The organism is Streptomyces sp. NPDC001507 (assembly GCF_042894765.1).
Classification (GTDB): domain Bacteria; phylum Actinomycetota; class Actinomycetes; order Streptomycetales; family Streptomycetaceae; genus Streptomyces.
This window is the reverse complement of the sequence record NZ_JBIAVV010000003.1, coordinates 512014-536764: the sequence shown is the minus strand read 5'-3', so window position 1 is coordinate 536764 and position 24751 is coordinate 512014. Positions and strand designations below refer to the sequence as shown.

At 72.1% G+C, this 24751-nt stretch carries 21 protein-coding genes; 17 read left to right on the top strand and 4 right to left on the bottom strand.

Annotated elements, in window-relative coordinates; translation table 11 throughout:
• Positions 1–47 precede the first annotated feature (47 nt).
• Together malQ and ACFY0K_RS12780 are read right to left on the bottom strand one after the other, a co-directional pair.
• Positions 48–2093, bottom strand: coding sequence for a 4-alpha-glucanotransferase (malQ, locus tag ACFY0K_RS12785; protein WP_390639844.1), 2046 nt, complete (start codon positions 2091–2093; stop codon positions 48–50).
• A complete protein-coding gene (locus ACFY0K_RS12780; protein WP_390639843.1) occupies positions 2094–2303 on the bottom strand; it encodes a hypothetical protein in 210 nt (69 codons plus the stop codon).
• 130 nt (positions 2304–2433) lie between these two features.
• On the opposite strand from ACFY0K_RS12780, the gene ACFY0K_RS12775 reads away from it, so the two are divergent.
• From ACFY0K_RS12775 to ACFY0K_RS12765, 3 genes are read left to right on the top strand one after another with little or no spacing between them, the layout of a single operon-like run.
• On the top strand, positions 2434–2967 hold the full coding sequence (locus tag ACFY0K_RS12775; protein WP_390639842.1) for a helix-turn-helix transcriptional regulator: 534 nt from the start codon (positions 2434–2436) through the stop codon (positions 2965–2967).
• Positions 2964–3662 (top strand): ABC transporter ATP-binding protein, encoded by a 699-nt coding sequence (locus ACFY0K_RS12770; RefSeq protein WP_390639841.1) that lies wholly within the window; start codon positions 2964–2966, stop codon positions 3660–3662. The genes ACFY0K_RS12775 and ACFY0K_RS12770 overlap by 4 nt, the downstream gene beginning before the upstream one ends.
• Positions 3659–5017, top strand: coding sequence for an ABC transporter permease (locus ACFY0K_RS12765; RefSeq protein ID WP_390639840.1), 1359 nt, complete (start codon positions 3659–3661; stop codon positions 5015–5017). The genes ACFY0K_RS12770 and ACFY0K_RS12765 overlap by 4 nt, the downstream gene beginning before the upstream one ends.
• An 87-nt stretch (positions 5018–5104) precedes the next feature.
• Here the strand turns inward: ACFY0K_RS12765 and ACFY0K_RS12760 are convergent, their stop codons facing one another.
• Positions 5105–5641: an HNH endonuclease gene (locus ACFY0K_RS12760; protein ID WP_181805740.1), complete on the bottom strand. Its 537-nt coding sequence runs from the start codon at positions 5639–5641 to the stop codon at positions 5105–5107.
• A gap of 352 nt (positions 5642–5993) precedes the next feature.
• Between ACFY0K_RS12760 and ACFY0K_RS12755 the strand changes: the two genes are divergently transcribed.
• Together ACFY0K_RS12755 and ACFY0K_RS12750 are read left to right on the top strand one after the other, a co-directional pair.
• The gene (locus tag ACFY0K_RS12755; protein ID WP_351959175.1) at positions 5994–7097 is read left to right on the top strand and encodes a mechanosensitive ion channel family protein; all 1104 of its coding nucleotides are present in this window, start codon (positions 5994–5996) and stop codon (positions 7095–7097) included.
• 133 nt (positions 7098–7230) lie between these two features.
• Positions 7231–7851 (top strand): Uma2 family endonuclease, encoded by a 621-nt coding sequence (locus ACFY0K_RS12750; RefSeq protein WP_390639839.1) that lies wholly within the window; start codon positions 7231–7233, stop codon positions 7849–7851.
• Between the two features lie 12 nt (positions 7852–7863).
• Here the strand turns inward: ACFY0K_RS12750 and ACFY0K_RS12745 are convergent, their stop codons facing one another.
• Positions 7864–8400 carry a hypothetical protein gene (locus ACFY0K_RS12745; protein WP_390639838.1) on the bottom strand — a complete coding sequence of 179 codons (537 nt, stop codon included), beginning with the start codon at positions 8398–8400 and terminating at the stop codon, positions 7864–7866.
• Positions 8401–8640: 240 nt separating this feature from the next.
• Between ACFY0K_RS12745 and ACFY0K_RS12740 the strand changes: the two genes are divergently transcribed.
• From ACFY0K_RS12740 to ACFY0K_RS12685, 12 genes are all read left to right on the top strand, one after another.
• The gene (locus tag ACFY0K_RS12740; RefSeq protein ID WP_390639837.1) at positions 8641–9468 is read left to right on the top strand and encodes a hypothetical protein; all 828 of its coding nucleotides are present in this window, start codon (positions 8641–8643) and stop codon (positions 9466–9468) included.
• Positions 9469–9769: 301 nt separating this feature from the next.
• On the top strand, positions 9770–10981 hold the full coding sequence (locus ACFY0K_RS12735; RefSeq protein ID WP_390639836.1) for an ROK family protein: 1212 nt from the start codon (positions 9770–9772) through the stop codon (positions 10979–10981).
• A gap of 65 nt (positions 10982–11046) precedes the next feature.
• Positions 11047–12390: an ABC transporter substrate-binding protein gene (locus tag ACFY0K_RS12730; RefSeq protein WP_390639835.1), complete on the top strand. Its 1344-nt coding sequence runs from the start codon at positions 11047–11049 to the stop codon at positions 12388–12390.
• 2 nt (positions 12391–12392) lie between these two features.
• On the top strand, positions 12393–13334 hold the full coding sequence (locus ACFY0K_RS12725; RefSeq protein ID WP_390639834.1) for a carbohydrate ABC transporter permease: 942 nt from the start codon (positions 12393–12395) through the stop codon (positions 13332–13334).
• A 2-nt stretch (positions 13335–13336) separates the two neighbouring features.
• On the top strand, positions 13337–14230 hold the full coding sequence (locus ACFY0K_RS12720) for a carbohydrate ABC transporter permease (RefSeq protein ID WP_390639833.1): 894 nt from the start codon (positions 13337–13339) through the stop codon (positions 14228–14230).
• A gap of 7 nt (positions 14231–14237) precedes the next feature.
• Positions 14238–15506, top strand: a complete 1269-nt coding sequence (locus ACFY0K_RS12715) for a 6-phospho-beta-glucosidase (RefSeq protein ID WP_390639832.1) — start codon at positions 14238–14240, stop codon at positions 15504–15506.
• A complete protein-coding gene (locus ACFY0K_RS12710) occupies positions 15497–16468 on the top strand; it encodes an N-acetylglucosamine kinase (protein WP_390639831.1) in 972 nt (323 codons plus the stop codon). Before ACFY0K_RS12715 ends, ACFY0K_RS12710 begins: the two co-directional genes overlap by 10 nt.
• A gap of 343 nt (positions 16469–16811) precedes the next feature.
• Complete coding sequence (locus tag ACFY0K_RS12705; protein WP_390639830.1) at positions 16812–18218, top strand: hypothetical protein; 1407 nt, start codon at positions 16812–16814, stop codon at positions 18216–18218.
• A 14-nt stretch (positions 18219–18232) separates the two neighbouring features.
• Positions 18233–19270 (top strand): glutamate ABC transporter substrate-binding protein, encoded by a 1038-nt coding sequence (locus ACFY0K_RS12700; protein ID WP_390639829.1) that lies wholly within the window; start codon positions 18233–18235, stop codon positions 19268–19270.
• Positions 19271–19317: 47 nt separating this feature from the next.
• Positions 19318–20643: a hypothetical protein gene (locus ACFY0K_RS12695; RefSeq protein ID WP_390639828.1), complete on the top strand. Its 1326-nt coding sequence runs from the start codon at positions 19318–19320 to the stop codon at positions 20641–20643.
• A gap of 2 nt (positions 20644–20645) precedes the next feature.
• Positions 20646–23180 carry a tetratricopeptide repeat protein gene (locus ACFY0K_RS12690; protein WP_390639827.1) on the top strand — a complete coding sequence of 845 codons (2535 nt, stop codon included), beginning with the start codon at positions 20646–20648 and terminating at the stop codon, positions 23178–23180.
• Complete coding sequence (locus ACFY0K_RS12685; RefSeq protein ID WP_390639826.1) at positions 23181–24590, top strand: protein phosphatase 2C domain-containing protein; 1410 nt, start codon at positions 23181–23183, stop codon at positions 24588–24590. It abuts the gene before it with no gap.
• Positions 24591–24751 lie beyond the last annotated feature (161 nt).

The following is a 24751-nucleotide window of genomic DNA, read 5'->3' as shown; positions in this document are numbered from 1 at the left end:
TCCTGACGGCTTCCGGCGCCGGGAGGCGTCAGGGCGCCGGGCCGTCGTCACGCGGTGGACGTGCCGTCCGTGTGCAGGGTCCGGAACAGCGCCCGTACCCGCTCGGAGGCCGTCAGCTCCTCCAGGGTGACAGGGCGGCCCTTCGTGTCGGCGATGGGGAGGCGCCAGTTCGGGTACTGGTCCCAGGTGCCGGGGAGGTTCTGGGGGCGGCGGTCGCCGACGGTGTCCGGGAGCCAGATGCCGATCATGCGGGCCGGGGTGCGGAGCAGGAAGCGGTGCACGGCACGGATCTCGGCCTCCTCGTCGCCGGACTCGGCGGCGGCGATCAGGCCCAGGCTGGTCAGCAGGGCCAGCCACTCGGCGATGTCGGCCGCCGCCTCGGCCCGTTCCTCGGCGAGCGGGCGGGTGAGCAGGCCGAGGCGGTCGCGGAGTTCGACGTGCTCGCCGGTGAGGCGGGCGGCGGTGGGCGGCAGGTCGTGGGTGGTGGCGGTGGCGAGGCAGTCGGCGCGCCAGCGTTCCGGGGGCAGCGGGCGGCCGTCGCCCGCCCAGTCCCGTTCGAACCAGAGCACGGACGTGCCGAGCACCCCGTGCCGCTGGAGCGTCTCGCGCACTCCGGGCTCCACCGTGCCCAGGTCCTCCCCGATCACCACCGCTCCGGCGCGGGTCGCCTCCAGCGCCAGCAGGGCGAGCATGGCCTCGGCGTCGTAGCGGACGTAGGTGCCCTCGGTCGGCGGCCGGCCCTCGGGCACCCACCACAGCCGGAACAGGCCCATCACGTGGTCGATGCGCAGGGCACCGGCGTAGCGGAAGAGGGCGCGCAGGAGTTCCCGGAAGGGGGCGTGGCCGGAGGCGGCGAGGCGGTCGGGGCGCCAGGGGGGCAGGCCCCAGTCCTGGCCGCGGGCGTTGAAGGCGTCGGGCGGGGCGCCGACGGACATCCCGGCGGCGAAGTGGTCCTGCTGGGCCCAGGCGTCGGCGCCCGCGGGGTGCACGCCGACGGCGAGGTCGTGCACGATCCCGACCGGCATCCCGGCCTCGCGGGCGGCGCGCTGGGCGGCGGTGAGCTGGGTGACGGTGAGCCAGGCGAGCCGGGCGTGGAAGGCGACCCGGTCGGCCAGCTCGGCGCGGGCGCGGGCGGTCTCCGGCGAGCGGGGGTCGCGCAGGGCCTCGGGCCACCGGTGCCAGTCGGAGCCGTGCAGCTCGGCGAGCGCGTACCAGGTGGCGTGGTCCTCGAGGGCCTGTCCCTCGGCGGCGCGGAAGGCGTCGTAGGCGGCCTGCCGGTCGGGGGTGAGCGGCGCGGCGGCCGCGGTCTCCAGCGCCTCCCGCTTCAGCTCCCACACGGCGTCCCGGTCGATGAGGGCACCCTGGTCGAGGACTGCGGAGCGCAGGTCTCCGGCACGGTCCGCGAGGGAGCCGGTCGCGGTGTACTCGGGTACGGCCTCCGGCCGCAGGTGCACCGGGTCGGGGAACCGGCGGGAGGAGGGCCGGTAGGGCGACGGGTCGGTGGGGGCGCCGGGTACGGCCGCGTGCAGCGGGTTGACCTGCACGAACCCGGCGCCCGCGATGCGTCCGGCCCAGTCGGCCAGCTCGGCCAGGTCGCCGAGGTCGCCCATGCCCCAGGAGCGGCGGGACAGCAGCGAGTAGAGCTGGACGAGGATCCCGTACGAGCGGTGGGCGGGGGTGGGCAGCCGGTCGGGGGCGACGATCAGGTGGGCACGGGCGACGCGGCCGTCGGGCGCGGCGGCGGTCAGCAGATGCACCCCGGGCGGCAGACCCGCCACGTCCTCCCGGCTCTCCCCGTCCTCCGTGCGCACCTCCAGGCGGGTGCCGGCGGGCAGGCCGAGGGCGATCTCGCCGGTGCCCGTCCAGTGGACGACGGTCGGTGGCAGCAACTGCCCGGCGAGCTCCCGTTCCCGGTCGGCGAGGGCGGCGCGGACGGCCTCCGGGTCGCTCGCGTCGACGCCCAGGGCGCCCAGCGCGGCGGTCACGGCACCGGCGGAGGCGGCGACCGTCCGGTCCGGGGCGGGGCTGTAGGAGGTGGCGACGCCGTGCAGCTCCGCGAGCCGGCACAGCCCCGGGTCCAGGGCTTCGTTCATCTACAACCCCGGCTCGCTGGTCAGCGGCACCGCGTCGGCCAGCGGCGGCTCACTGGTGAGGGGCTCGGCGTCGGGCAGCGGCGGCTCGCTGGTGAGCGGGGTCTCGGCGCGGGCGCTCTCGGCGCTGAACACGCACAGGTGGGGTTCCTCCTCGGTCTGCACCGGGGGTTTGAACTGGGCCGGGATCGGATGATGAACCGTTGCGGCCACGGCGGCCTCCTCGTCTCTCGTCGGGTACGGCGGCGTATGCCGGGTCAGAGCAGGCCTACCCCGTCGGTGCGAGGGCACTCCCCCGGTCCACTATTCACTCAGTACATGTATCCAGTGCATAATGGCCGTCATGAGCACCCGGCACATCCTTCTGGGGCTGCTGGAGGCAGGGCCGAGTCATGGCTACGACCTCAAACGGCGCCACGACGAACGCTTTCCGCAGGCCCGTCCGCTGGCCTACGGGCAGGTGTACACGACCCTGCAACGCCTGGTCCGCGACGGTCTCGCCGAGATCGAGGGGACCGACGCCGACGGCGGGCCGGAGCGGACGCTGTACCGGTCGACGGACGAAGGGGCACGTGAACTGGTCCGCTGGGCCGGGGAGATCGCGCCGCCCGTGCCGTTCGTGGCGAACGAGATCTTCGCCAAGGTGGTCGTCTCGATCCTGGCCGGCGGCGATCCTGCCGCCTACCTGCGCACCCAGCGCGCCGCGCACATGGAGCGGATGCGGGAACTCACGGCCGTGAAGACGGCCCGGAGCGCCGATCTGGCGACCGTGCTCTCGGCGGACTACGCCCTGAACCATCTCGATGCCGACCTCCGCTGGATGAGCACCACGGCGGAACGGCTGACCACTCTGACCGCGGAGGTCGACGCAGGATGAGCAACAAGGGGGACTCCTCGGCGCCGCTTCTGGCGGGCCGGGACCTCGTCAAGGCGTACGGCAGGACCGAGGCGCTGCGCGGCGCGAGTGTCGAACTGCGCGCCGGCGAGATCCTCGCCGTGACCGGGGCCAGCGGCAGTGGCAAGTCCACGCTGCTGCACTGTCTGGCCGGGATCGTGCGACCGGACGCCGGCTCGGTGGCCTACGACGGGCTGCGGCTCGACCGGCTGCCGGAGAAGCGGCTGAGCGAACTGCGGCGCTCCGACTTCGGCGTGGTCTTCCAGTTCGGGCAGCTGATCCCGGAACTGACCGCCCTCGACAACGTGGCCCTGCCGCTGATGCTGGCCGGAGCGGTCCGCACCGAGGCCCGGGCGCGGGCCGGCGCATGGCTGGAGCGGTTCGGGGTGCGCGGACAGGAGGAGCTGCGGCCGGGCGAGATGAGCGGCGGCCAGGCGCAGCGGGCCGCTCTGGCGCGGGCGCTGGTGACCGGTCCGAAGGTGGTCTTCGCGGACGAGCCGACGGGGGCGCTGGACTCGCTGGCGAGCGAGCAGGTGATGACGTCGCTGGTGCACACGGCCCGCGAGTCGGGCACAGCCGTGCTGCTGGTCACTCACGACGCCCAGGTCGCGGCGTACGCGGACCGCGAGGTGCGGCTGGGCGACGGGACCCTGACGCAGACAGGGGTGGCGGCGTGAGGGCCGACCTGCGCCTGGCGCTGCTGCTCACGCGGGGGTCGGACCGACGGGAGTGGTGGCGGGTGCTGCTGACGGCGGTCGGGGCGGCGCTGGCGACGGGCATCGGGCTGGTGATCGCGGTCCTCGTCCCGATGGACGGGCAGTACAGCGTCCCGGTCGGCTCCGGACTGCTCGACCAGCCGGGAACGCGCGCCGGAGTGATCACCGCGCTGATGCTGCTGTTCATCCCGGTGTTCGGGTTCCTCGGGCAGTGCGCGCGGGTCGGCGCGGTGCACCGCGACCGGCGGCTGGCCGCGCTGCGGCTGGCGGGGGCCACGCCCGCGCAGGTGCGGCGGATCGCGGCGCTGGAGTCGGGGCCGGCCTGCCTGGCCGGTTCGGCCGTGGCCACGGTGTTCTCCGTGCTGTCCCTGCTGCGCCTGTGGCACCGTCCCGGCCCGGCGGCCTGGGCCGGCATCGCCGTGGTGGCCGTGCTGGTGCCGGTGCTGGGCGCGGCCGTGAGCGCTCTGGCGCTGCGCCGGGTGGTGGTCTCGCCGCTGGGCCGGCTCCGACGGGTCCGGCCGGCCAAGGGGCCGGGACGGGTGTTCCTGGTGGCGACCGGGTTGCTGGCCGTGTCGGCGGTGCTGTTCGCGTCGGCCGCGTTCGGCGGGGATCCCTTCGCGTCCCCTCTTGCCGCGTCGGCCCCGCCGGCTGTCTTCGCCCTCTGTCTGCTGGTCGGCGCCTCGGCGGTGTGGCTGGCGGGCTGGTCGTCCCGGTCGCTGGGCCGGGTGCTCGCCGCCCGTGCGCGGCGTCCGGCGCCGCTGATCGCGGCGGAACGGCTGCGCGACGACCCGTGGGCGGCGTCCCGCACGCACGCGGCCGTCCTGCTGGTGACCGTCGTAGGCACCGGGTTCGTGGGGGTGCGGCAGGTGCTGCTCGCGGATCTGCACGCCATGGACCGGGCGGGTCGGCTCGGCATGGGTCTCACGTACTACACGACGGGTCTGGACCTCACGGCTGCCGCGATCCTCGTCGCCCTGGCGATCGCCCTGTCCGGTCTCGCCGTCGGCACCGCCGAGTCGCTGGCCACCCGGCGCCGGGGCCTGGCCGCGCAGACCGCCGCCGGAGTGCCTCGCGGTGTGCTGGGCCGGGCACTTTTCCTGGAGACCGCGCTGCCGCTGGCCCCGGCGGTCCTGGTGGCGGGCGCGGGCGGGACGGCGATCGGCGTCTGGTACGCCTCCGTCACCGGGAGGTACACCGTGCCGTACACGGCCCTGCTGGTTCCGCTCGCGGTCTACGGCGCCTGTCTGCTGGCGGCGGCCACCGCGCTCCCGCTGCTGCGCCGCTCGGTGCACCCGGCGGAGCTGCGCTACGCGTGACCGCCGGACGAGTGTCCGGTCCCCGGGCACGGGGGAAGCCCGGGGACCGGAGCACGCGCGTACCCGGGTACGCGAAGGCCCGGATCGTCAGGCGGAGATGCCGTCGATCCGGGCCAGGGCGTCGTCCGCGCCGTACGGCTGCAAGTACGGCAGCCAGCGCGGGTCCCTATGTCCGGTCCCGATGATGCGCCAGGCCAGGCCGGTGGGTGGGGCTGGTTTGTGCCGCAGCCGCCAGCCGATCTCGAAGAGATGGCGGTCGGCCTTGACGTGGTTGCAGCGGCGGCAGGACGCCACCACGTTGTCCCAGACGTGCTGACCCCCGCGGCTGCGCGGGATGACGTGGTCGACGCTGGTTGCGACGCCACCGCAGTACATGCACCGGCCCCCGTCGCGCGCGAAGAGCGCCCTCCGGGTGAGAGGAACGGGCCCCCGGTAGGGAACCCGTACGAATCGCTTGAGCCGGACCACGCTGGGTGCGGGGACTGTGACGGTTGCGCTGTGCATATAGGCGCCCGATTCCTCCAAGGCGACAGCCTTGTTCTCCAGGACGAGGACGAGCGCGCGGCGGAGCGGTACGACGCCGAGCGGCTCGTACGACGCGTTGAGGACCAGGACATGCGGCACGGGTGCCTCCTTGGGCGTCGGCGGCGCGTGGCTCGCGCCGGGACGATCTGTGGCCAGTCTCCCCTCATGCCTGGTGGACGCGCCACCATCTCCCGGTAACGGGCTGGGAGTGTTTTCGACCACACCGCATTCATCCCCCGGTTGCACCCCTTTTCAAGCGGCCCTGTTCAAGCGGTGGTGAGAAGCGGGCGTGAGCACGGTCTCTCCTTCTCATATCGGCCCGGCCCACACACAACGCCCCGTTAGTGTGGTTGTCCTGCCCGTCCGGTGACCTTTCCGTGACCTGGAACGCCGTATCTGACCCTGATCGCCGTGCCGGAGGGCAGTACCGCACCGCCTGGAGGTACCCGCCGTGTCCTTGCCCGCCGTCCTACTGGCCGCCGGTTCCTCGCCGTCGCCGACCCCCTCGGGTTCGTCGACCCCGGCGGTGCCCACGCTCCAGGACGCCCAGCAGAGCGCCACCAACGCCGCGAGCTGGGTCGAGCAGAACTGGTCGACCTGGCTGGCGATAGGCCTGAAGGTGCTGCTGATCCTGGTGATCGCGGTGGTGCTCAGAAAGGTCCTGCTGCGGGCGATCACCAAACTCATCGACCGGATGAACCGGACCGTCGAGTCCGCCGAGGGCACGACCCTCGGGGGGCTGCTGGTCAACGCCGAGCGGCGGCGGCAGCGCTCGCAGGCGATCGGGTCCGTGCTGCGGTCGGTGGCGAGCTTCGTGATCCTGGGCACGGCCGCGATGACCGTGCTGTCGGCCTTCCAGATCAACCTCGCCCCGCTGCTGGCCTCCGCCGGTGTCGCGGGCGTGGCGATCGGTTTCGGCGCCCGGAACCTGGTCACGGACTTCCTGTCCGGCGTGTTCATGATCCTGGAGGACCAGTACGGCGTCGGCGACACCATCGACTCCGGGGTGGCCTCCGGCGAGGTGGTCGAGGTCGGCCTGCGCGTGACCAAGCTGCGCGGGGCCAGTGGCGAGATCTGGTACGTCCGCAACGGCGAGATCAAGCGCATCGGGAACCTCTCGCAGGGCTGGGCCACGGCGGGCGTCGACGTCACCGTGCGCGCGAACGAGGACCTGGACAAGGTCCGGGCCACCCTGGACGAGGTCGCCGAGAAGATGGCCAAGGAAGAGCCCTGGAACGAGGTCCTGTGGAGCCCGATCGAGGTGCTCGGCCTGGACTCCGTGCTCATCGACTCGATGGTGGTCCGGGTCTCCGCGAAGACGATGCCGGGCAAGGCGCTGACCGTGGAGCGCGAGCTGCGCTGGCGGATCAAGCGGGCGTTCGACGCGGCGCACATCCGCATCGTGGGCGGCGAGACGGCCGTACTCCTGGACGAGGAGACCCCGGACCGCACGGCAGGGGTGGCGGCGCCGGCGGTGTTCGCCGACTCGGACTCACCGCAGGTGGCGGCGACGGCACCGATCGCTTCGCCGCGGTCGGCGACGGCCGGGAAGTAGCGGAACGGTTCAGCACGCTCGTTCGAGTGAAGGATGGGGCATTCCGGCGTCCTACGACGTCCGGGGTGCCCCATCGTTCTGCCGGGGCACCCATGGCGGGCTTAGCCTGGCGTCAGCGTGAGGAGAACCAGGGATGAGCGCCGAGCCGATCATGGAGAAGATCATGACGGAGCAGGACCCCATCGATCTGCTGATCGCGATCGAGGAGGCGTCGGTAGCGCCGATTCGACCCGAGTACGTCGAGGGGACGGTCATCGTGCCGCCGCAACCGAACAACCAGCACAACGCCGGCGCTTTCAGGCTCGCCGTTCAGTTCTTCACGGCAGGGCTCGACCTGGCGGGCATGGGCAACGGCTATCGAGGCGCGCACCAGGACGGGAGCACCATGGCCCTCGTCATCCCGGACTTCTACGTCCTGCGACGCGAACCGACGGAACTCGACGAGGCCTACCGCAAAGCCCACAAAGGCTGGTACCCCATTGACATGGTCGCCCTGGTCGGCGAGGTCACGTCGACCAATCACGCGGTCGACACCGGTGCCGAACTGGGTACGTATGCCGCAGTCGGCATCCCGGTCTACGTCCTCATCGACCGCCACACCAAGACCGCCCACTGCTACACCGACCCCGTCCTCCCCGGCGACGACCCCACCGAGGCCTACTACAAGACCGACGAGAAGGTGAGCCTCGGCGACCCACTCCCCCTCCCCGCCCCCTACCCCACCCTCGACACGGCCCCCTTCCTCGGCGACTGAGCGGCCCTCGGCTCACCGGCTTTCGAGCGTGCGCACTATCTGGCAGAGGGCGATGAACGCGGCACCCCGGAAGAGGACGACGTCGGCGCCGAGGCGCCGGCCGGCGCGGACCTCGATGTGGGTCTCCCCCGTGGACTCGACGTAGGTGACCGTCCCGTCGGCGGACGCCCGGTTCCGGAACGGGCGCCACCGGAAGTCGACGGGGTTGCCGCCGCGGACCTCGGACGCCCGCCGGGCGACGCCCAGTTCGGCGCGGACGCGGGAGAGCGGGATGCCGGTGAGAGTGTGCGTCTGGGTGCCGTTCAGGGCGTCCGCGGAGACCTCGATGCCCAGCCCGCGCGCCACACGCACCAGCGAGCGGGTCCGCCAGGCCGCCCACAGCAGGGAGAGCAGCAGCCACACCGCCACGATCTGGGCCGCCTCTCCCAGGGCCCGCCAGGCGATGCCGTCGTCGACGAGAGCGATGCCGCACACGATGATCGTCAGGGCCGCGAAGTCGGCGAAGGTGCTGCGCAGAAGCCGTACGAACAGCCCTCTTCGCGGGGTCATGTCCAGCCGCCGTTCTCCGGGTCGGTGTCGGTTCCAAGAGCAGCAAGCCGTACGAAGGGCCTGCTTGACCAGGGGTGGCGAAGATCGTGACGCAGCCGTGATCGCAGATCGGCCGTCGGCCGGGGTCTTCACAGGCCCCCCGCATTCTCCCCGCACCCGCGATGATCTATGGTCAGCCTGCTACGGGCCCTTGTTCTGGAGCGCGACGTCGCCCGGGGGCCCGTCTCGAAGGTGGGGAAAATGAGAAAGCTCGCCATAGGCGCCGCCCTGTCCGGTGCCCTGGCCGTGGCCGGAATCGCGGCGCCCGCCGCCTCCGCGGCCACTCCGAACCTGGTCTTCTCCGGCGTGACCGTGAACAAGGGCAAGGCGATCGTCGTCGGCACCGCCAAGACGGTGAACGTGCCGGTGTCGTACACCCTGACCCGGCCCGCCGGCCTGGTCATCGACAACAAGAAGACGTTCGCCGCGGTGGTGCTCTACCGCGGCACGCTGCGGACGCTCGACAACGAGCTGGACCCGGAGGTCATGCCCGTCTGCACGACGACCGCCACCACGGACACCACGGTCACCGAGAGCTGCACCGAGACCATCCCGGTCGTCCCGGGCGACTCCCTGTACCAGGCCGCGGACGCCACCACCTGGAAGGCCGCGGGCCTGTACGCCCACTTCGACGGCACCGCCTCGGACGACTTCCTCAGCTCCGAGACCGACGTGGCCATGTGGGGCAACCTCGCCACCGCGAAGCTGCAGCGCGCCGCCAAGCTGACCGCCGACGCCTCGCCGGAGCCGGTGGCCAAGGGGAAGACGATCACCGTCAAGGGCAAGCTGACCCGGGCGGACTGGGACTACTCGTCGTACAAGGGCTACTCGGGGCAGAAGGCCGTCCTGCAGTTCCGCGCCGAGGGCGGCAAGACCTACGCGAACGTGAAGACGATCACCTCCGGCACCGGCGGCGCCCTGTCCACCACGGTGAAGGCGTCGAAGAGCGGCTACTACCGCTACGTCTTCGCGGGTACGACGACGACGGCGGCGGCGACGGCCACCGGCGACTACATCAAGGTGAACTGACGGCCCTGCGCTCAGGCCGCTCCGACACCTCAGGGCCCGTCCGGATCTCCGGGCGGGCCCTTCGCATGACCTTTCGCGCACCCCTCCGCGCGGCCCCGCGCATGCCCAAGCGCAGGTAACGACTGGGTTGCCGCCCCGGCGGGCTATTGACGCTCTCCTTCCGGCGGCTTACGTTTTCCAGCCAACAGGAAACTTTCCTAACAGTGATCAACGGACGGACGGTTCGAGCGGGTCACCCGGGTGGACCGATCGCCCTGATCACTGGGAAACTGAGCGGCTGGAAAGGCAGGTGTCGAACCCCATGGCAGGAACCGCCGGTACGCCGGGCACCCCGCGCGTCCTGCGCGCCATGAACGACCGCGCCGCACTGGACCTGCTGCTGGAGCACGGCCCGCTCTCGCGCACCCGGATCGGCAAGCTGACCGGCCTCTCCAAGCCGACCGCCTCCCAGCTGCTGGCCCGCCTGGAGGCGGCCGGGCTGGTCCTTGCGACCGGCACCAGCGAGGGCCGGCCGGGCCCCAACGCCCAGCTGTACTCGGTGAACCCGCGCGCGGCCCACGCCGCCGGGCTGGACGTGAACCCGGGCCGGATCCGGGCCGCAGTCGCCGACGTCACCGGCCGTACCGTCGGCGAGTACGAGCTGCCGACCCCCGGCCGCCGCCCCACGCAGTCCGTCGTCCGGCAGGTCACCGACGCCCTGGACGGCGCCGTGAAGGCGGCCGGGCTGGCCCGGGACGACGTCCACCGGGTCGTCGTCGGCACGCCGGGTGCCTTCGACCCGAACACCGGCCGGCTGCGGTACGCCTCGCACCTGCCCGGCTGGCACTCCCCCGCGCTGCTCGACGAGCTCGCCGCCGCGCTGCCGATGCCGGTCGAGTACGAGAACGACGTCAACCTCGCCGCCATCGCCGAACAGCGGCTCGGCGCGGCCCGCGGCCACGGCGACTTCGTGCTGCTGTGGAACCAGGAGGGCCTCGGCGCCGCCCTGGTCCTCGGCGGCCGGCTGCACCGCGGGTGGACCGGCGGCGCCGGCGAGGTCGGCTTCCTGCCGGTGCCGGGCACCCCGCTGGTCCGCCAGGTCACCAAGGCCAACAGCGGCGGCTACCAGGAACTCGCCGGTTCGCAGGCCGTGCCCCGGCTGGCCCGCGAGCTGGGCATCGAGGACCTGCCGGCCGGTCCGTACGACGAGGTGGCCGCCGAACTCGTGGCCCGCGCCGCCGACCACGCCACCGGCCCCTACCACCAGTTGCTGCGGACCTACGCGACCCGGCTCGCCACCGGTCTCGCCTCCCTCGTCTCCGTCCTCGACCCCGAACTCGTCGTCCTCAGCGGCACCGCCCTGACCGCCGGCGGCGAGGTGCTGCGCGCCCTCGTCCAGGCCGAACTGGAGGAGCTGGCGGCCGCCCGGCCGCGGCTCGTCGTCGGCGACGTCCGTGAACACCCCGTGCTCCGCGGCGCGCTGGAGAGCGCGCTCGCGACCACCCGCGACGAGGTCTTCGACACCTCGCGCTGAGCCCACCTCAGCCCCCCGCACCGCCAGTCCTTTCTCGCTCACCGCCCGCCCCGGGAGATCTCGCCATGCCCATACCCTCCGCTGCCCGAAAGACGGCTTTTGCCCTGACCGCGGCGGCCAGTTCGCTGGCCCTGCTCACCGCCTGTACCGGCCAGTCGTCCTCGGGAGCCGACGACGACGCCTCCGCGAACACCACCATCAACTTCTGGCACGCCTGGAGCGCCCCGAACGAGGTGAAGGCGGTCAACGCGCTGATCGCCGGCTTCGAGAAGGCGCACCCCAACATCCACGTCAACGTCGTGAGCAACATGACCGACGACAAGATCAACCAGGCGCTGCGCAGCGGCGGCGACAAGGCCCCCGACGTCATCTCGTCGTTCACCACCAACAACGTGGGCAAGTTCTGCTCCTCGGGCGCGCTGGTCGACCTGAACCCGTTCTTCAAGAAGTCCGGCATCGACCCGGAGACGACGTTCCCGAAGGCGATGAACGAGTACACCCAGTACGACGGCAACCGCTGCACGGCGCCGCTGCTCGGGGACGCGTACGGCCTCTACTACAACAAGACGGCGTTCAAGAAGGCCGGCATCGCCGGCCCGCCGAAGACGTGGACCGAATTCAAGGCCGACGCCAAGAAGTTGACGATCGCCCAGGGCGACGGCTACCAGCAGCTCGGTTTCATGCCGGACTACCACGGCTGGGAGACCACGACCGAACACTACGCGGCGCAGTTCTCGCCGACGTACTTCACGTCCGACGGCAAGTCGAACGTCGCCAAGGACCCCGCCTTCACCGAGGCGTTCACGCTGCAGAAGGACCTCGTCGACGAACTCGGCGGATTCCAGAAGCTGGAGAAGTACCGGGCGACGCTCGGCGACGAGTGGGGCGACAAGCACCCCTTCCAGACCGGTCAGGTCGCCATGCAGCTCGACGGCGAGTGGCGGCTCGGCATGGCCCTGGACGCCAAGACCAAGTTCGACATCGGGGTCGCCCCGCTGCCCGTCCCGGACGACCAGGTCGCGCAGTACGGCAAGGGCTACATCACCGGCACGATCGCCGGTATCGCCGCGACCAGCAAGAAGCAGAACGCGGCCTGGGAGTTCGTCAAGTACATCACCACGGACACGGACGCGGTGGTGGGCTTCTCCAACGCCATCCACAACGTGCCCTCCACGCTGGCCGCCCTGAAGTCGCCGAAGCTGCAGTACGACCCGCGCTTCAAGACCTTCCTGGACATCGCCGCCAACCCGGACTCCACGACGTCCCCCGCCTCCATCAACGGAGGTGTGTACCTGGCGACCATCCAGAACTTCGGATACGACTACGAGAGCGGCAAGGTCAAGGACCTCAAGTCCGGTCTGGAGGCCACGGCCAAGCAGATCGACACGGACATCGCGCAGGCCAAGTAGCGATGAGCACCATCACGTTGGCGTCGAAGCGCCGCCGGTCGGCGCTTCGCACGGTCGCTTTCATGTCGCCCTGGCTGATCGGTTTCGCGGTGTTCTTCGCGTACCCGCTGATCTCCACGGTCTATTTCTCCTTCATGCACTACGACGGCTTCAAGGCGCCGACGTGGACGGGCACGAAGAACTGGACGTACGTCTTCGAGCACTACCCGTACTTCTGGCCCGCGCTGCGCAACACCCTGTGGCTGGTGGTCGTGATGGTGTCGCTCCGGGTCGTCTTCGGGCTCGGCGTCGGCATGCTCATCACGAAGATCAAGACGGGTACGGGTGTCTTCCGCACCCTCTTCTACCTGCCCTACCTGGCCCCGCCGGTCGCGGCGACCATGGCGTTCGCGTTCCTGCTCAACCCCGGTACCGGGCCGGTCAACTCGATCCTGGAGAAAGTCGGCATCCCGGCCCCGGGCTGGTTCAACGACCCGACCTGGTCCAAGCCGGCCCTGACCCTGCTGGCGCTGTGGGGCGTCGGCGACCTGATGGTCATCTTCATGGCCGCGCTGCTCGACGTGCCGACGGAGCAGTACGAGGCGGCGGAGCTGGACGGCGCGTCGGCCTGGCAGCGCTTCCGGTTCGTGACGCTGCCGAACATCTCGCCGATCGTGATGTTCGCGGTCGTCACCGGCGTCATCCAGACGATGCAGTACTACACACAGCCGCTGATCGCCGGAAAGGTCGCCTCGGGCGTCATCCAGGGCGCGGGCACGCAGTTCGAGCCCGGCTATCCCGAGAAGTCGACGCTCACGCTCCCCCAGCTGGTCTACAACCTCGGTTTCCAGCGCTTCGACTACGGCTCCGCGTGTGTCGTCGCTCTCGTGCTCTTCGTCCTGTCCATGGTGTTCACCGCGTTCCTGATGCGGCGCCGGGGCGGTCTCATCCAGGCAGGTGACTGACGATGACCCAGGTACTGGAACGGCCCACGGAACTGAAGGCCCCGGTGTCGCAGGCCGAACGCACCGCCCGCCGCAAGGCGTTGCTGAACTGGGTGGCGGTCCACTCCCTCGGCGTCGCCGCCGCCCTGTTCTTCACCCTCCCCTTCGTGTTCGTGTTCCTGACCTCGCTGATGAGCGACAGCCAGGCACTGAGCCGGGACCTGATCCCGCACACCTGGGAGTGGGGCAACTACAAGAAGGTGTTCGACACCCCGGGCTTCCTGACCTGGTGGAAGAACACCCTGATCTACGCCGGCCTGGGCACCGTCCTGACCGTCGTGTCCTCGCTGCCGGTGGCGTACGCGCTCGCCAAGTTCCGCTTCCGGGGCCGCAATCTGTCGCTCATGCTGGTGATCTCGATGATGATGCTGCCGCCGCAGGTGGTCATCATCCCGATGTACCTGTTCTGGGCGAAGCAGCTGGACCTGTCGGGCACCCTGTGGCCGCTGATCGTGCCGATGGCGTTCGGCGACGCGTTCTCCATCTTCCTCCTGCGCCAGTTCCTGATGACGATCCCGAACGAGTACCTGGACGCGGCGAAGGTGGACGGTTGCGGTGACCTCAGGACCCTGCTGCGGGTCGTGATCCCGATGGCGAAGCCGGGCATCGCCGCCGTCGCCCTCTTCCAGTTCTTCTACGCCTGGAACGACTACTTCGGCCCCCAGATCTACGCCTCGGAGAACCCGGGCGCCTGGACCCTCTCCTACGGCCTGGAGTCGTTCAAGGGCATGCACCACACCGACTGGAACCTGACCATGGCCGCGACCGTGCTGGTCATGGCCCCCGTGATCCTCGTCTTCTTCTTCGCCCAGAAGGCGTTCGTCGAGGGCGTCACGCTCACCGGAGTGAAGGGTTAACCCATACATGAAACTCACTGTGGTCGGCGGAGGCTCGACCTACACCCCTGAACTCATCGACGGTTTCGCACGCCTGCGGGACACCCTGCCCGTCGAGGAACTGGTCCTCGTGGACCCGGCCGCCGAACGCCTGGACCTGGTGGGCGGACTGGCCCGCCGGATCTTCGCGAAACAGGGCCACAGCGGCCGGATCGTCACCACCTCCGACCTGGACGCGGGCGTCGAGGGCGCCGACGCGGTCCTGCTCCAGCTGCGCGTCGGCGGCCAGGCCGCCAGGCAGCAGGACGAGACCTGGCCGCTGGAGTGCGGCTGCATCGGCCAGGAGACCACCGGCGCCGGCGGCCTCGCCAAGGCCCTGCGCACGGTGCCCGTCGTCCTGGACATCGCCGAACGCGTCCGCCGCACCAACCCGAACGCCTGGATCATCGACTTCACCAACCCGGTGGGGATCGTGACCCGCGCCCTGCTCCAGGCCGGCCACAAGGCGGTCGGGCTCTGCAACGTGGCGATCGGCTTCCAGCGGAAGTTCGCGAACCTGCTCGGTGTCACACCCTCCGAGATCCACCTGGACCACGTCGGCCTCAACCACCTCACCTGGGAGACGGCGGTCCGCCTCGGCGGCCCCGAGGGCGAGAACGTCCTGCCCAAGCTGCTCGGGGAGCACGGCGACACGATCGCCGCCGACCTGAAGCTGCCCCCGGCCCTCCTCGACCGCCTCGGCGGCGTGATCCCCTCCTACTACCTGCGGTACTACTACGCGCACGACGAGGTGGTGCGGGAGCTGCGCACCAAGCCGTCCCGGGCGGAGGAAGTCGCCGCGATGGAGAAGCAGCTGCTGGAGATGTACGGCGACCCGGCCCTGGACGAGAAGCCGGAGCTGCTCGCCAGGCGGGGCGGCGCCTACTACTCGGAGGCGGCGGTCGACCTGGCCGCGGCCCTGCTCGGCGGCGCCGGGAACCCCTACCAGGTGGTCAACACCTACAACGGCGGCACGCTGCCCTTCCTCCCCGACGACGCGGTGATCGAGGTCCAGGCGGCCGTGGGCGCGAACGGCCCGGTGCCGCTGCCCGTCCCGGACGTCGACCCGCTCTTCGCCGGGCTCGTCGCGAACGTGACGGCGTACGAGGAGCTGGCCCTGGAGGCGGCCCTGCGCGGCGGCCGGGACCGCGTCTTCCGCGCCCTGCTCGCCCATCCCCTGATCGGCCAGTACGAGTACGCCGACGCCCTGACCGACCGACTGATCGCGCACAACCGGGAGCACCTCGCGTGGGCCTGACCGCAAGTGTCCTCGCCATCGACGCGGGCAACAGCAAGACCGACGTCGCGGTGGTGGCGGCGGACGGCGAGGTCCTCGCCACGGCCCGGGCCGGCGGCTTCCGGCCACCGGTGGTGGGCGTGGAGCAGGCCGTGGACGAGGTGGCCGCGGCGGTCGCCGAGGCGTACGGCGCCGCCGGGGTCACCTCGGCCGCCCACGTCTCGGCGTGCCTGGCCAACGCCGACTTCCCCTTCGAGGAGGAGCAGTTGGCCGCCGCGCTGGCCACGCGCGCGTGGGGGGCGACGGTGGCGGTCCGCAACGACACCTTCGCGATCCTGCGGGCCGGGGTCACCGAGCCGCGCGGGGTCGCCGTCGTGTGCGGCGCCGGCATCAACTGCGTCGGCATGCGCCCCGACGGCCGCACCGCCCGCTTCCCCGCCCTCGGCCGCATCTCCGGTGACTGGGGCGGCGGTTGGGGGCTGGCGGAGGAGGCCCTGTGGTACGCGGCACGCGCGGAGGACGGCCGCGGGGAGGGTACGGCGCTGGCCCGCGCGCTCCCGGCGTACTTCGGGTACGACAGCATGCTCGCGCTGATCGAGGCGCTGCACCGGGAGGAGGTCGAGGCCGCCCGGCGGCACGAGCTGACGCCGGTGCTGTTCGCGACGGCGGCCGACGGGGACCCGGTGGCGCGGGCGGTGGTGGACCGGCTGGCGCAGGAGGTGGTGGCGATGGCGGTGGTCGCGCTGACCCGCCTCGATCTGCTGGACGAGGAGACGCCGGTGCTGCTGGGGGGCGGGGTGCTGGCCGGCGGACACCCGCAACTCGACGACGGAGTACGCGAGTTGCTGGCGGCGCGGGCACCGAAGGCGGTGCCGCGGGTGGTGACGGCGCGACCGGTGCTGGGCGCTGCGCTGCTGGGGCTGGATGTGGTGGGGGCGGGGGTGGCTGTGCAGGAGAGGGTGCGGGGGTACTTCGAGGGGTAACCCGGGGTCGGGGCGGGGGGACGCTTACCGGCGCCGGCAGGGTGCCGCTGCGCCCACCCGTGCCGCCCCAGCGGCACGACTGCCCGCAGCTACGACGTGCCCCGTAAGGGGCGCTGGGGGTCCCCCCGGCCGAAGGCTGGGGGAGGAACTGCGCGAGCAACCCCCACCGGCCCGCGCCCCGCGACGATGCAACACCACCCCCTAGGAACCGAACCGATCCCCCCGGCGTATTCATGGGCAGGGGTTCCGCTGCGATCCGATCAAGATCCAGTGAAGGCCGGTGCCGATGGTCGGTCCGGGCGGCGATACTGGGCGGCGACCGGATGACCATGGGGGAGGTCACGTGACACACCCGCCGACGAAGAGCGCGGCACCACCGGGCACGGGCGCGGCCCTGCCCGCGCAGCGGACGCGGCCCGGCACCCCCACGCCTCCTCGCCGCTCCGCGTTCGCGGAGGGCGTCGACCGGCTCCGCACCGCCGCCACCACCGAGCCCGGCCGGCTCCGGGTGATCGGCGCCGTCCTGGCCGTACTGATCGTCGCGTTCGGCGCCGTCACCGCCTGGCAGATGAGCGAGCGCGCGGCCGCCGCGGACGACGTGCTGCACCGCAGCCAGCCGCTCAGCTCCGGTGCGGCCGACATCTACCGTTACCTGGCGGACGCCAACACGGCCGCCTCCAGCGGCTTTCTGGCGGGTGGTCAGGAGACGGCCGCCTCCCGCCAGACGTACGAGACCGACATCCAGAAGGCCGCCGCCGGGCTGGTCAACGCCGCCGCCAACTCCGAGCCCGGCTCGCCCGCCGAGAAGGCCGTGGCGAAGCTGAACCAACTGCTCCCGGAGTACAAGGGGCTCATCGAGCGGGCCAGGGTCTACAACCGGCAGGGCTATCCGGTCGGTGGCGCCTACCTGCGGTACGCCAACGACAAGATGCAGGACGAGATGCTCCCGGCGGCCCAGGAGCTCTACGAGAAGGAGAACGCGCGGCTGTCGTCCGACTACTCGGACGCGACCCCGTACCCGTGGGCGGCCATCGTCCTCGGCCTCCTCGCGCTCGCCGCGCTCGCCTGGGCCCAGCTGCGGCACTACCGCCGGACGAACCGGCTGCTGAACCACGGCCTGGTCGCGGCCTCGGCGGCCACCGTCGTCACCCTGCTGTGGCTGGTCGTCGGTCACACCCTCGCCCGAGCCGGTCTGGACAGCTCCTACGACCACGGCGTGCGCTCGCTGAACGTGCTGCACGACGCCAGGATCGCCTCCCTGAAGGCGCGCGGGAACGAGAACCTGAGCCTGGTGTCGCGCGGCGCCGAGACCATCACCGTCGACAAGAAGTCGTACGACAAGTACTACTACGACTTCGACAAGGAGATGAACGCCCTCGGCAAGGGCCTCAGCCTGGCCGCGGCGCTCGCGGACGACTCGGCCGGCAGCAAGCCCGTCGTGGCGGCCGAGGGGAACATGAAGGTGTGGAAGGAACGGCACGCCGTCGCGCGCGACGCCGACGAGAACGGCGACTACCAGACGGCGCTGGACAAGGTGATAGGCGCCAAGGGCGCGACCGCCGAGTGCTTCGACAGCGTCGACAACAACCTGAGAGTCGCGTTGGCCCATGAGGACGGCGAGTTCAAGGAGCGGGCCACGGACGGGCTGGACGCCATGGCCGGGCTGTCGATCGGCGCTGCCATGCTGGGGGTCGCGGCGGCGGCGGGCGCGCTGTTCGGTATCGGGCGCAGGCTTTCGGAGTACCGGTGAGAGGGGGCGTGGCCATGTTCTCGCAGCGGATGAGGGCCTCCCTGCGCGGCTGGGGCGGGGTGGGCGCGATGGCGGTCGGCTGCGTACTGGCGCTGGCGTTCGCCCTGCTGCTGCCTCTCACCCAGTCCCGTGGCGGGGGCGGTGGGGGCGTCGGGCTCGGCGGTCCGGGGCTGGCCACCGGCAGCCCGGCGAAGGCCGGCAACTGCGTCGACTCCCAGGCGCAGAACGACACCTGGTCGCCGTCGAGCGCCGACGGCGGGACGATCGACGCCATCAAGGCCCGTAAGGGCGACAAGCGGAAGCTGATCGTCGGCGTCGACCAGAACAGCTACCGCTGGGGCTACCGCAACCCGAACAACTCGAGTGCGGACCTGGAGGGGTTCGACATCGACCTGGTGCACAAGATCGCCCAGGAGATCCTCGGTGACCCCGGCGCCGTGACGTTCAAGGCGATTCCGACCAGCCAGCGGATACCGGCGATCCAGAACGACCGGGTCGACATGGTGGTGCGCACGATGACCATCACCTGCGAGCGCCTGGACGACGTCGCGTTCTCGGCGCCGTACTTCAAGACCGGGCAGCAGGTGCTGGCGCCCAAGTCGTCGTCGATCAAGGGGTACGACGCGACGCTCGCGAACAAGAGGGTGTGCACGGCCGCCAGTTCGACGGCGTACGACGACGTGACCGCCGACAAGGGGTCCGGCAGACTGCCCTCCTCGGTCAAGGTCACCGTCGTCCCCAACCAGCTCGACTGCCTGGTGCGGCTGCAGCTCGGCGAGGTCGACGCGGTGGTCACCGACGGCGCGCTGGCCGCCAGCCAGGCCGCCCAGGACCCGACGGTCGAGCTCAAGGGCGCCGCCTTCACGACCGAGTACTACGGGGTGGCGATGAAGAAGGACGCGACCGATCTGGTCCGCCGGGTCAACCAGATCCTGGTGGAGTACCGGTCCGACGGCTGGCAGGCGTCGTACGACAAGTGGTTGTCGGCGACACTGGGAGCGAACTCGACGGCGTCGAAGCCACCCGCGCCGCAGTACCTGCGCACCAGCTGACCCGCATCCGCGAGGCCCAGCCCCGACGAGCAAGCGAGAGGTGATCGATGGGCGTCACGGACCCCGCCGGGCCGGTGATGGACCGGGACGAGGTGGACCGTGCGCTGGCGCGGCTGGGCGCGGAGCACGAGGCGATCGAGACCTCGCTGCTCGCCCTGCAGGACCACGCGGGCCGCAGGCTCCTCGAAGGCGCCGAGCTGACCGGGACGACCCGGGAGCGGTGGACGGCCGCCGAGGCCTCGATCACCCTGCTGTGGGCGTACTTCGACGCCTACACGGACGCGTTGCGCTCTGCCCGCGAGATCAGGGCCAGGCGCCGCTGGTCCAGCCGTGAGGACCTGGTGGAGCTGACCGAGCTGCTGCGCGGCGAGTCCGTGACGGTGGCGGGCAGCGCGACCGCGACGGCGAACGCGCCGACCCTGCTGTCGGCGGCCGGCCGGCTCAGCGAGCGGTTCTCGCTGTCGGGTCTGGTCGACCGGATGAACGAGCTGTACGCGACCTCGCTGGACATGGTCGTCACCGCCGACGCGGTGTGGTCGGCGCTGCCCGCGCGGATCGATTTACTCGCCGCCGAGCTGCAGCGCACCCGCACGCTGGCGCACTCGGTCGGAGTCCGCCCCGGCGAGCACCCGGCGGGCGACGACCTGGAACGCATCACCCGCACGCTGACGAAGCTCCGCGAGGACGTGGTCTCCGACCCGTTGGCCTTCTGGGTTCCCACCCAGGGGAGTTCGGCGCCGGGTGGCGGCCGCCCGGACACCACGGTGTACGACCGGGAGGCGCGGGCGCTGGAGGAGGTGCGGCGGGAGATCGACGCCGTGCTGACGGTACGGCAGGACGCCGAGGCCCGGCTGATCAGGCTGCGGGACGTGCTGTCGCGCGCGGACCGCACCCTCGCCGAGGCCCGCACCGCACGCGGTGAGGTGCTGGCGAAGATCGCGGCGACCGAGGTGCCGGTGGTCAGCGGCCCGCCGACGGTGCTGCAGGAGCAGCTGGCAACGGCCGCCGAGTACCGCAGAGGGGCACAGTGGCACCGCCTGTCGCCGCTCCTTGAGTCCCTGGAGCAGAAGGCGGAGGACGAACTGCTGCGCGCCCGTGAGTCGTTGACGGCGGTCACCGCGCCGCTCGCGGTCCGTGCGGAGCTGCGCGGCCGGCTGGACGCGTACAAGGCGAAGGTGGCCCGGCACGGGCTGGCGGAGGACCCGTTCCTGGTCGAGCGGTACGACGCGGCCCGCCGGATGCTGTGGAGTGCGCCCTGCGACCTCAGGGTCGCGGAGCAGGCGGTGCTGCGCTACCAGCAGTCGGTGGCCGAGGCGCTGGGGGCGCCGCGGGTGCCGCAGCAGGGCGGGCCCGAGGACCGGAGGGGGGAGTAGTCGTGAGCCAGGCGGGAGAGAACTGCCAGCGGCCGGACTGCGAGGGTACGTACGAGGACGTCGGCGGCGGTGAGCTGTACTGCGACACCTGCGGGCTGGCCCCGGTCGTCTCGGCTGGGGGTCCCCCCTCTGGGGGAGGGCTGGTGGGCTCGCCGCCCACCGGGATCACGGCGGGCGGCAAGGGCTCGGCGGGCAGCGGGAGTTCGGGCTCCAGCAGCCGCAGCAGCCGGAGCAGTTCGCGTACGTCGTCGCAGTCGTCGAAGTCGCGGCGCTCGGTCTCCGGGCGGCTGTCGCGGTCCCTGTCGGGGAAGTCGACGGGCCGTTCGGTGTCGGTGCGCAGCTCCGGTTCGTCGGCGAGCACGTCGGGGCGCAGCCGGCTGGGGGCCGGCCTGGTCGCGGTGCCGCAGGTGCCCAAGCCCGACCCGCGCGAGATGGTCCTGGAGAACCCGGAGGTGCCGGAGCGCAAGCGGTTCTGCTCGCGGGCGGACTGCGGGGCGCCGGTCGGGCGGGCCCGCGGCGAGCGGCCGGGGCGGACCGAGGGCTTCTGCACCAAGTGCGGCAACCCGTACTCGTTCGTGCCCAAGCTCAAGGGCGGAGACGTGGTGCACGGCCAGTACGAGGTCGTGGGCTGTCTCGCGCACGGCGGCCTGGGCTGGATCTACCTCGCGGTGGACCGGGCCGTCTCGGACCGCTGGGTGGTCCTCAAGGGCCTGCTGGACACCGGCGACCAGGACGCGATGGCCGCGGCGATCTCCGAGCGGCGGTTCCTCGCGGAGATCGAGCACGCCAACATCGTGCGGATCTACAACTTCGTCGAGCACCTCGACCAGCGCACCGGCTCCCTCGACGGCTACATCGTCATGGAGTACGTCGGCGGCAAGTCCCTCAAGGAGATCGCCAACGACCGCCGTACCCCGGAGGGCCGCCGCGACCCGCTCCCGGTGGAGCAGGCCTGCGCCTATGGCATCGAGGCCCTTGAGGCCCTCGGCCACCTGCACAGCCGCAACCTGCTCTACTGCGACTTCAAGGTCGACAACGCCATCCAGACCGAGGACCAGCTCAAGCTGATCGACATGGGCGCGGTGCGCCGGATGGACGACGACGAGTCGGCCATCTACGGCACGGTCGGCTACCAGGCGCCCGAGGTCGCCGAGGTCGGCCCGTCCGTCGCCTCCGACCTGTACACGGTCGGCCGTACCCTCGCCGTCCTCACCTTCGACTTCCAGGGCTACACGACCGTCTTCGTGGACTCGCTGCCCGACCCTGACAACATCGAGGTGTTCCGGCAGTACGAGTCGTTCTACCGGCTGCTGGTCCGGGCCACCGAACCGGACCCGGCCCGCCGGTTCGCCTCCGCGCAGGAGATGGCCGAGCAGCTGACCGGCGTGCTGCGCGAGGTGGTCTCGGTGCAGACCGGCACGGCCCGGCCCGCGCTGTCGACGCTGTTCGGGCCCGAGGTGAAGGTCACGGACACCGAGCTGTTCCCGAAGCTGGACGGGGACGTGTCCCGGCTGGGCGGGCGGAAGGTGGCCTCCAGATCGCTCGCGCTGGACCCGTCGGGACCGGCCGCGGCCCCGGCCGACCCGGCGCTGGTCCGGCCGGTCGACACCGCCGCCGCCGCGCTCGCCCTGCCGGTCCCACTGGTCGACCCGAGCGACCCGAACGCCGGTTTCCTGGCCGGCCTGTCGACCTCGCTGGTCGGCGAGGTCAGCCTGCTCAGCGCGCTGGCCGCGGCGCCGGCGCAGACGGTCGAGACCGAGCTGCGGCAGATCCGCGCCCGGCTGGACAACGGCGACTTCGAGGCCGCGCTGGTGAGTCTCGGCCGGCTGGAGGACGAGCGGCCCGACGACTGGCGGGTGGTCTGGTGCCGGGGCGTGGCCGGCCTGGTCACCGGCGACTTCGAGGGCGCGGCGCTCTCCTTCGACGCGATCTACGACGCCTTCCCCGGCGAGACCGCGCCCAAGCTGGCGCTCGGCCTGTGCGCGGAGGTGCTCGGCCAGCTGGACAACGCGGCCGAGTACTACCGGCTGGTGTGGGCGACCGACCCGGGCTTCGTCAGCTCCGCGTTCGGCCTGGGCCGGGTGCAGCTGGCGGCCGGGGACCGGCGGGGTGCCGTACGGACGCTGGAGTCGGTGCCGGAGGCCTCGATCCACTACACGGCGGCCCGGGTGGCGGCCGTACGGGCGCGGCTGCGGCACCGTACCGCGGCGGCCGGCGACACGCCGTTCCTGGACGACCTGACGGCCGCCGCCGGGCAGATCGAGGCGCTGGACGCGTACGGTCTGGATCCGGCCCGGCGCGAGCAGTTGTCGGCGGAAGTCCTCGGCTGCGCGCTGGACTGGATACTCTCCGGGGGCCAGGACTCCCAGCCCACTGCCGGCGGCCGGGTGCTGCTGGGCAGCGGTCTGGACGAGCGGGGCCTCCGCTTCGGCCTGGAACGCTCGTACCGCACGCTGGCCAGACTGGCGACCGGCGGTGCGGAGAGGATCGACCTGGTGGAACGGGCCAACCGTTACCGCCCCCGGACGTGGGTGTAGTTGATGTCGCAGATGCCCCAGCAGGCCGCACCGGCGAAGTGCCCGAGCTGCGCGGAGCCGCTCGAATCGGGTGACCTGTTCTGCGGCGCGTGCGGGTACGACCTGTCGGCCGTGCCCGCCGCGCCGCAGGACCACCCGACCCTCACCATGGGCGCCGCCGGTGTGGGACCCTCGGGCGTGGACTGGCCCCCGCCCGAGCCGGAGAGCTCCGAGACGCCCGCGGCACCGCATCTGCCGACCGACCTGCCCGGCACCGACTCGGGCGGCAAGCCGCTGCCGGTGTCGTCGCCCGCGCACGGCTCGCCGGCCTCCCCGCCGCCGCACGGCGCGCCCCCGCACGGTTCGCCGGTGTCCCCGGCCGCCGGGGTGCGGTTCGACCGGCCGCCGGAGCCGGACGAGTACCCGCTCCAGGCGCCGGACCCGCGGGTGGCCGCCTCCGCCGGCGACACGGGCGAGGCGGCCGAGACGGCAGGGACCGCCGAGACCACCGAGCTGCCGAAGGTGTGCGTGGCCTGCCGCGCGGGCCGGGTCGACGACGACGGCTACTGCGAGAACTGCGGGCACGCCCAGCCGCGCGAGCGCGACCACATGGAGCAGGAGTCGGGCCCGGTGGCCGCCGTCAGCGACCGCGGGCTGCGCCACCACCGCAACGAGGACGCGTTCGCCGTCGGCCACACCGCGCTGCCCGACGGGACCCCGGCCGCGCTGGCGGTCGTCTGCGACGGTGTCTCCTCGGCGACCCGGCCCGACGAGGCCTCCATGGCCGCGTCCCGGGCCGCCGGCGAGGCGCTGCTGGCCGCGCTGCCGCAGGGTACCCATCCGCAGCAGGCGCTGCACGACGCGATCGTCGCCGCCTCCCAGGCCGTCAACGCCCTCGCGGAGGAGCCCCCCTCGGCCCGCGAGCACACCCCGCACCAGAACGCCCCGGCGTGCACGATCGTCGCCGCGATCGTCGCCTCGGGCCTGCTGGTGGTCGGCTGGGTCGGCGACAGCCGCGTCTACTGGGTGCCGGTGGACCGGAGCGCCCCGGCGGCCCGGCTCACCGAGGACGACTCCTGGGCCGCGCAGATGGTCGCCGCGGGCCTGATGAGCGAGGCGGAGGCGTACGCCGACGAGCGTGCGCACGCGATCACCGGCTGGCTCGGCGCGGACGCCTACGAGCTGGAGCCGCACACCGCCTCCTTCAAGCCGGACCGGCCCGGCGTGGTGGTGGTGTGCACCGACGGCCTGTGGAACTACGCGGAGGCGGCCGAGGAGATGGCCGAGGTCGTCCCCGCCGACGCGGACGTACGGCCGCTGCACGCGGCCCGGGTGCTGGTCGGTCACGCCCTGGACGGCGGGGGCCACGACAACGTAACAGTGGCGCTGCTGCCGTTCCCGGAACCGCCGCAGGGGGCAGGATCCGCCTGAGGCCGCCGCAAAACGGCCGCAAACGGCAGCGAGAGGCACGGGGAAGAGCACCGGGAAAGAGGCGTACGGCGACAGGCGTACGGGGAAGCACCGGCGGACCGGAGGGGACCGGTCCGCACACCGTCAGCACCCACCACGCGTGGGGTGGAGGGGGACCAGAG

Coding starts and splice junctions, on each gene's coding strand:
- malQ (WP_390639844.1), bottom strand. CDS start 2,093: ATGAACGAAGCCCTGGACCCGGGGCTGTGCCGGCTCGCGGAGCTGCAC.
- ACFY0K_RS12775 (WP_390639842.1), top strand. CDS start 2,434: ATGAGCACCCGGCACATCCTTCTGGGGCTGCTGGAGGCAGGGCCGAGT.
- ACFY0K_RS12770 (WP_390639841.1), top strand. CDS start 2,964: ATGAGCAACAAGGGGGACTCCTCGGCGCCGCTTCTGGCGGGCCGGGAC.
- ACFY0K_RS12750 (WP_390639839.1), top strand. CDS start 7,231: ATGAGCGCCGAGCCGATCATGGAGAAGATCATGACGGAGCAGGACCCC.
- ACFY0K_RS12745 (WP_390639838.1), bottom strand. CDS start 8,400: ATGACCCCGCGAAGAGGGCTGTTCGTACGGCTTCTGCGCAGCACCTTC.
- ACFY0K_RS12740 (WP_390639837.1), top strand. CDS start 8,641: ATGAGAAAGCTCGCCATAGGCGCCGCCCTGTCCGGTGCCCTGGCCGTG.
- ACFY0K_RS12735 (WP_390639836.1), top strand. CDS start 9,770: ATGGCAGGAACCGCCGGTACGCCGGGCACCCCGCGCGTCCTGCGCGCC.
- ACFY0K_RS12730 (WP_390639835.1), top strand. CDS start 11,047: ATGCCCATACCCTCCGCTGCCCGAAAGACGGCTTTTGCCCTGACCGCG.
- ACFY0K_RS12725 (WP_390639834.1), top strand. CDS start 12,393: ATGAGCACCATCACGTTGGCGTCGAAGCGCCGCCGGTCGGCGCTTCGC.
- ACFY0K_RS12720 (WP_390639833.1), top strand. CDS start 13,337: ATGACCCAGGTACTGGAACGGCCCACGGAACTGAAGGCCCCGGTGTCG.
- ACFY0K_RS12715 (WP_390639832.1), top strand. CDS start 14,238: ATGAAACTCACTGTGGTCGGCGGAGGCTCGACCTACACCCCTGAACTC.
- ACFY0K_RS12700 (WP_390639829.1), top strand. CDS start 18,233: ATGTTCTCGCAGCGGATGAGGGCCTCCCTGCGCGGCTGGGGCGGGGTG.
- ACFY0K_RS12695 (WP_390639828.1), top strand. CDS start 19,318: ATGGGCGTCACGGACCCCGCCGGGCCGGTGATGGACCGGGACGAGGTG.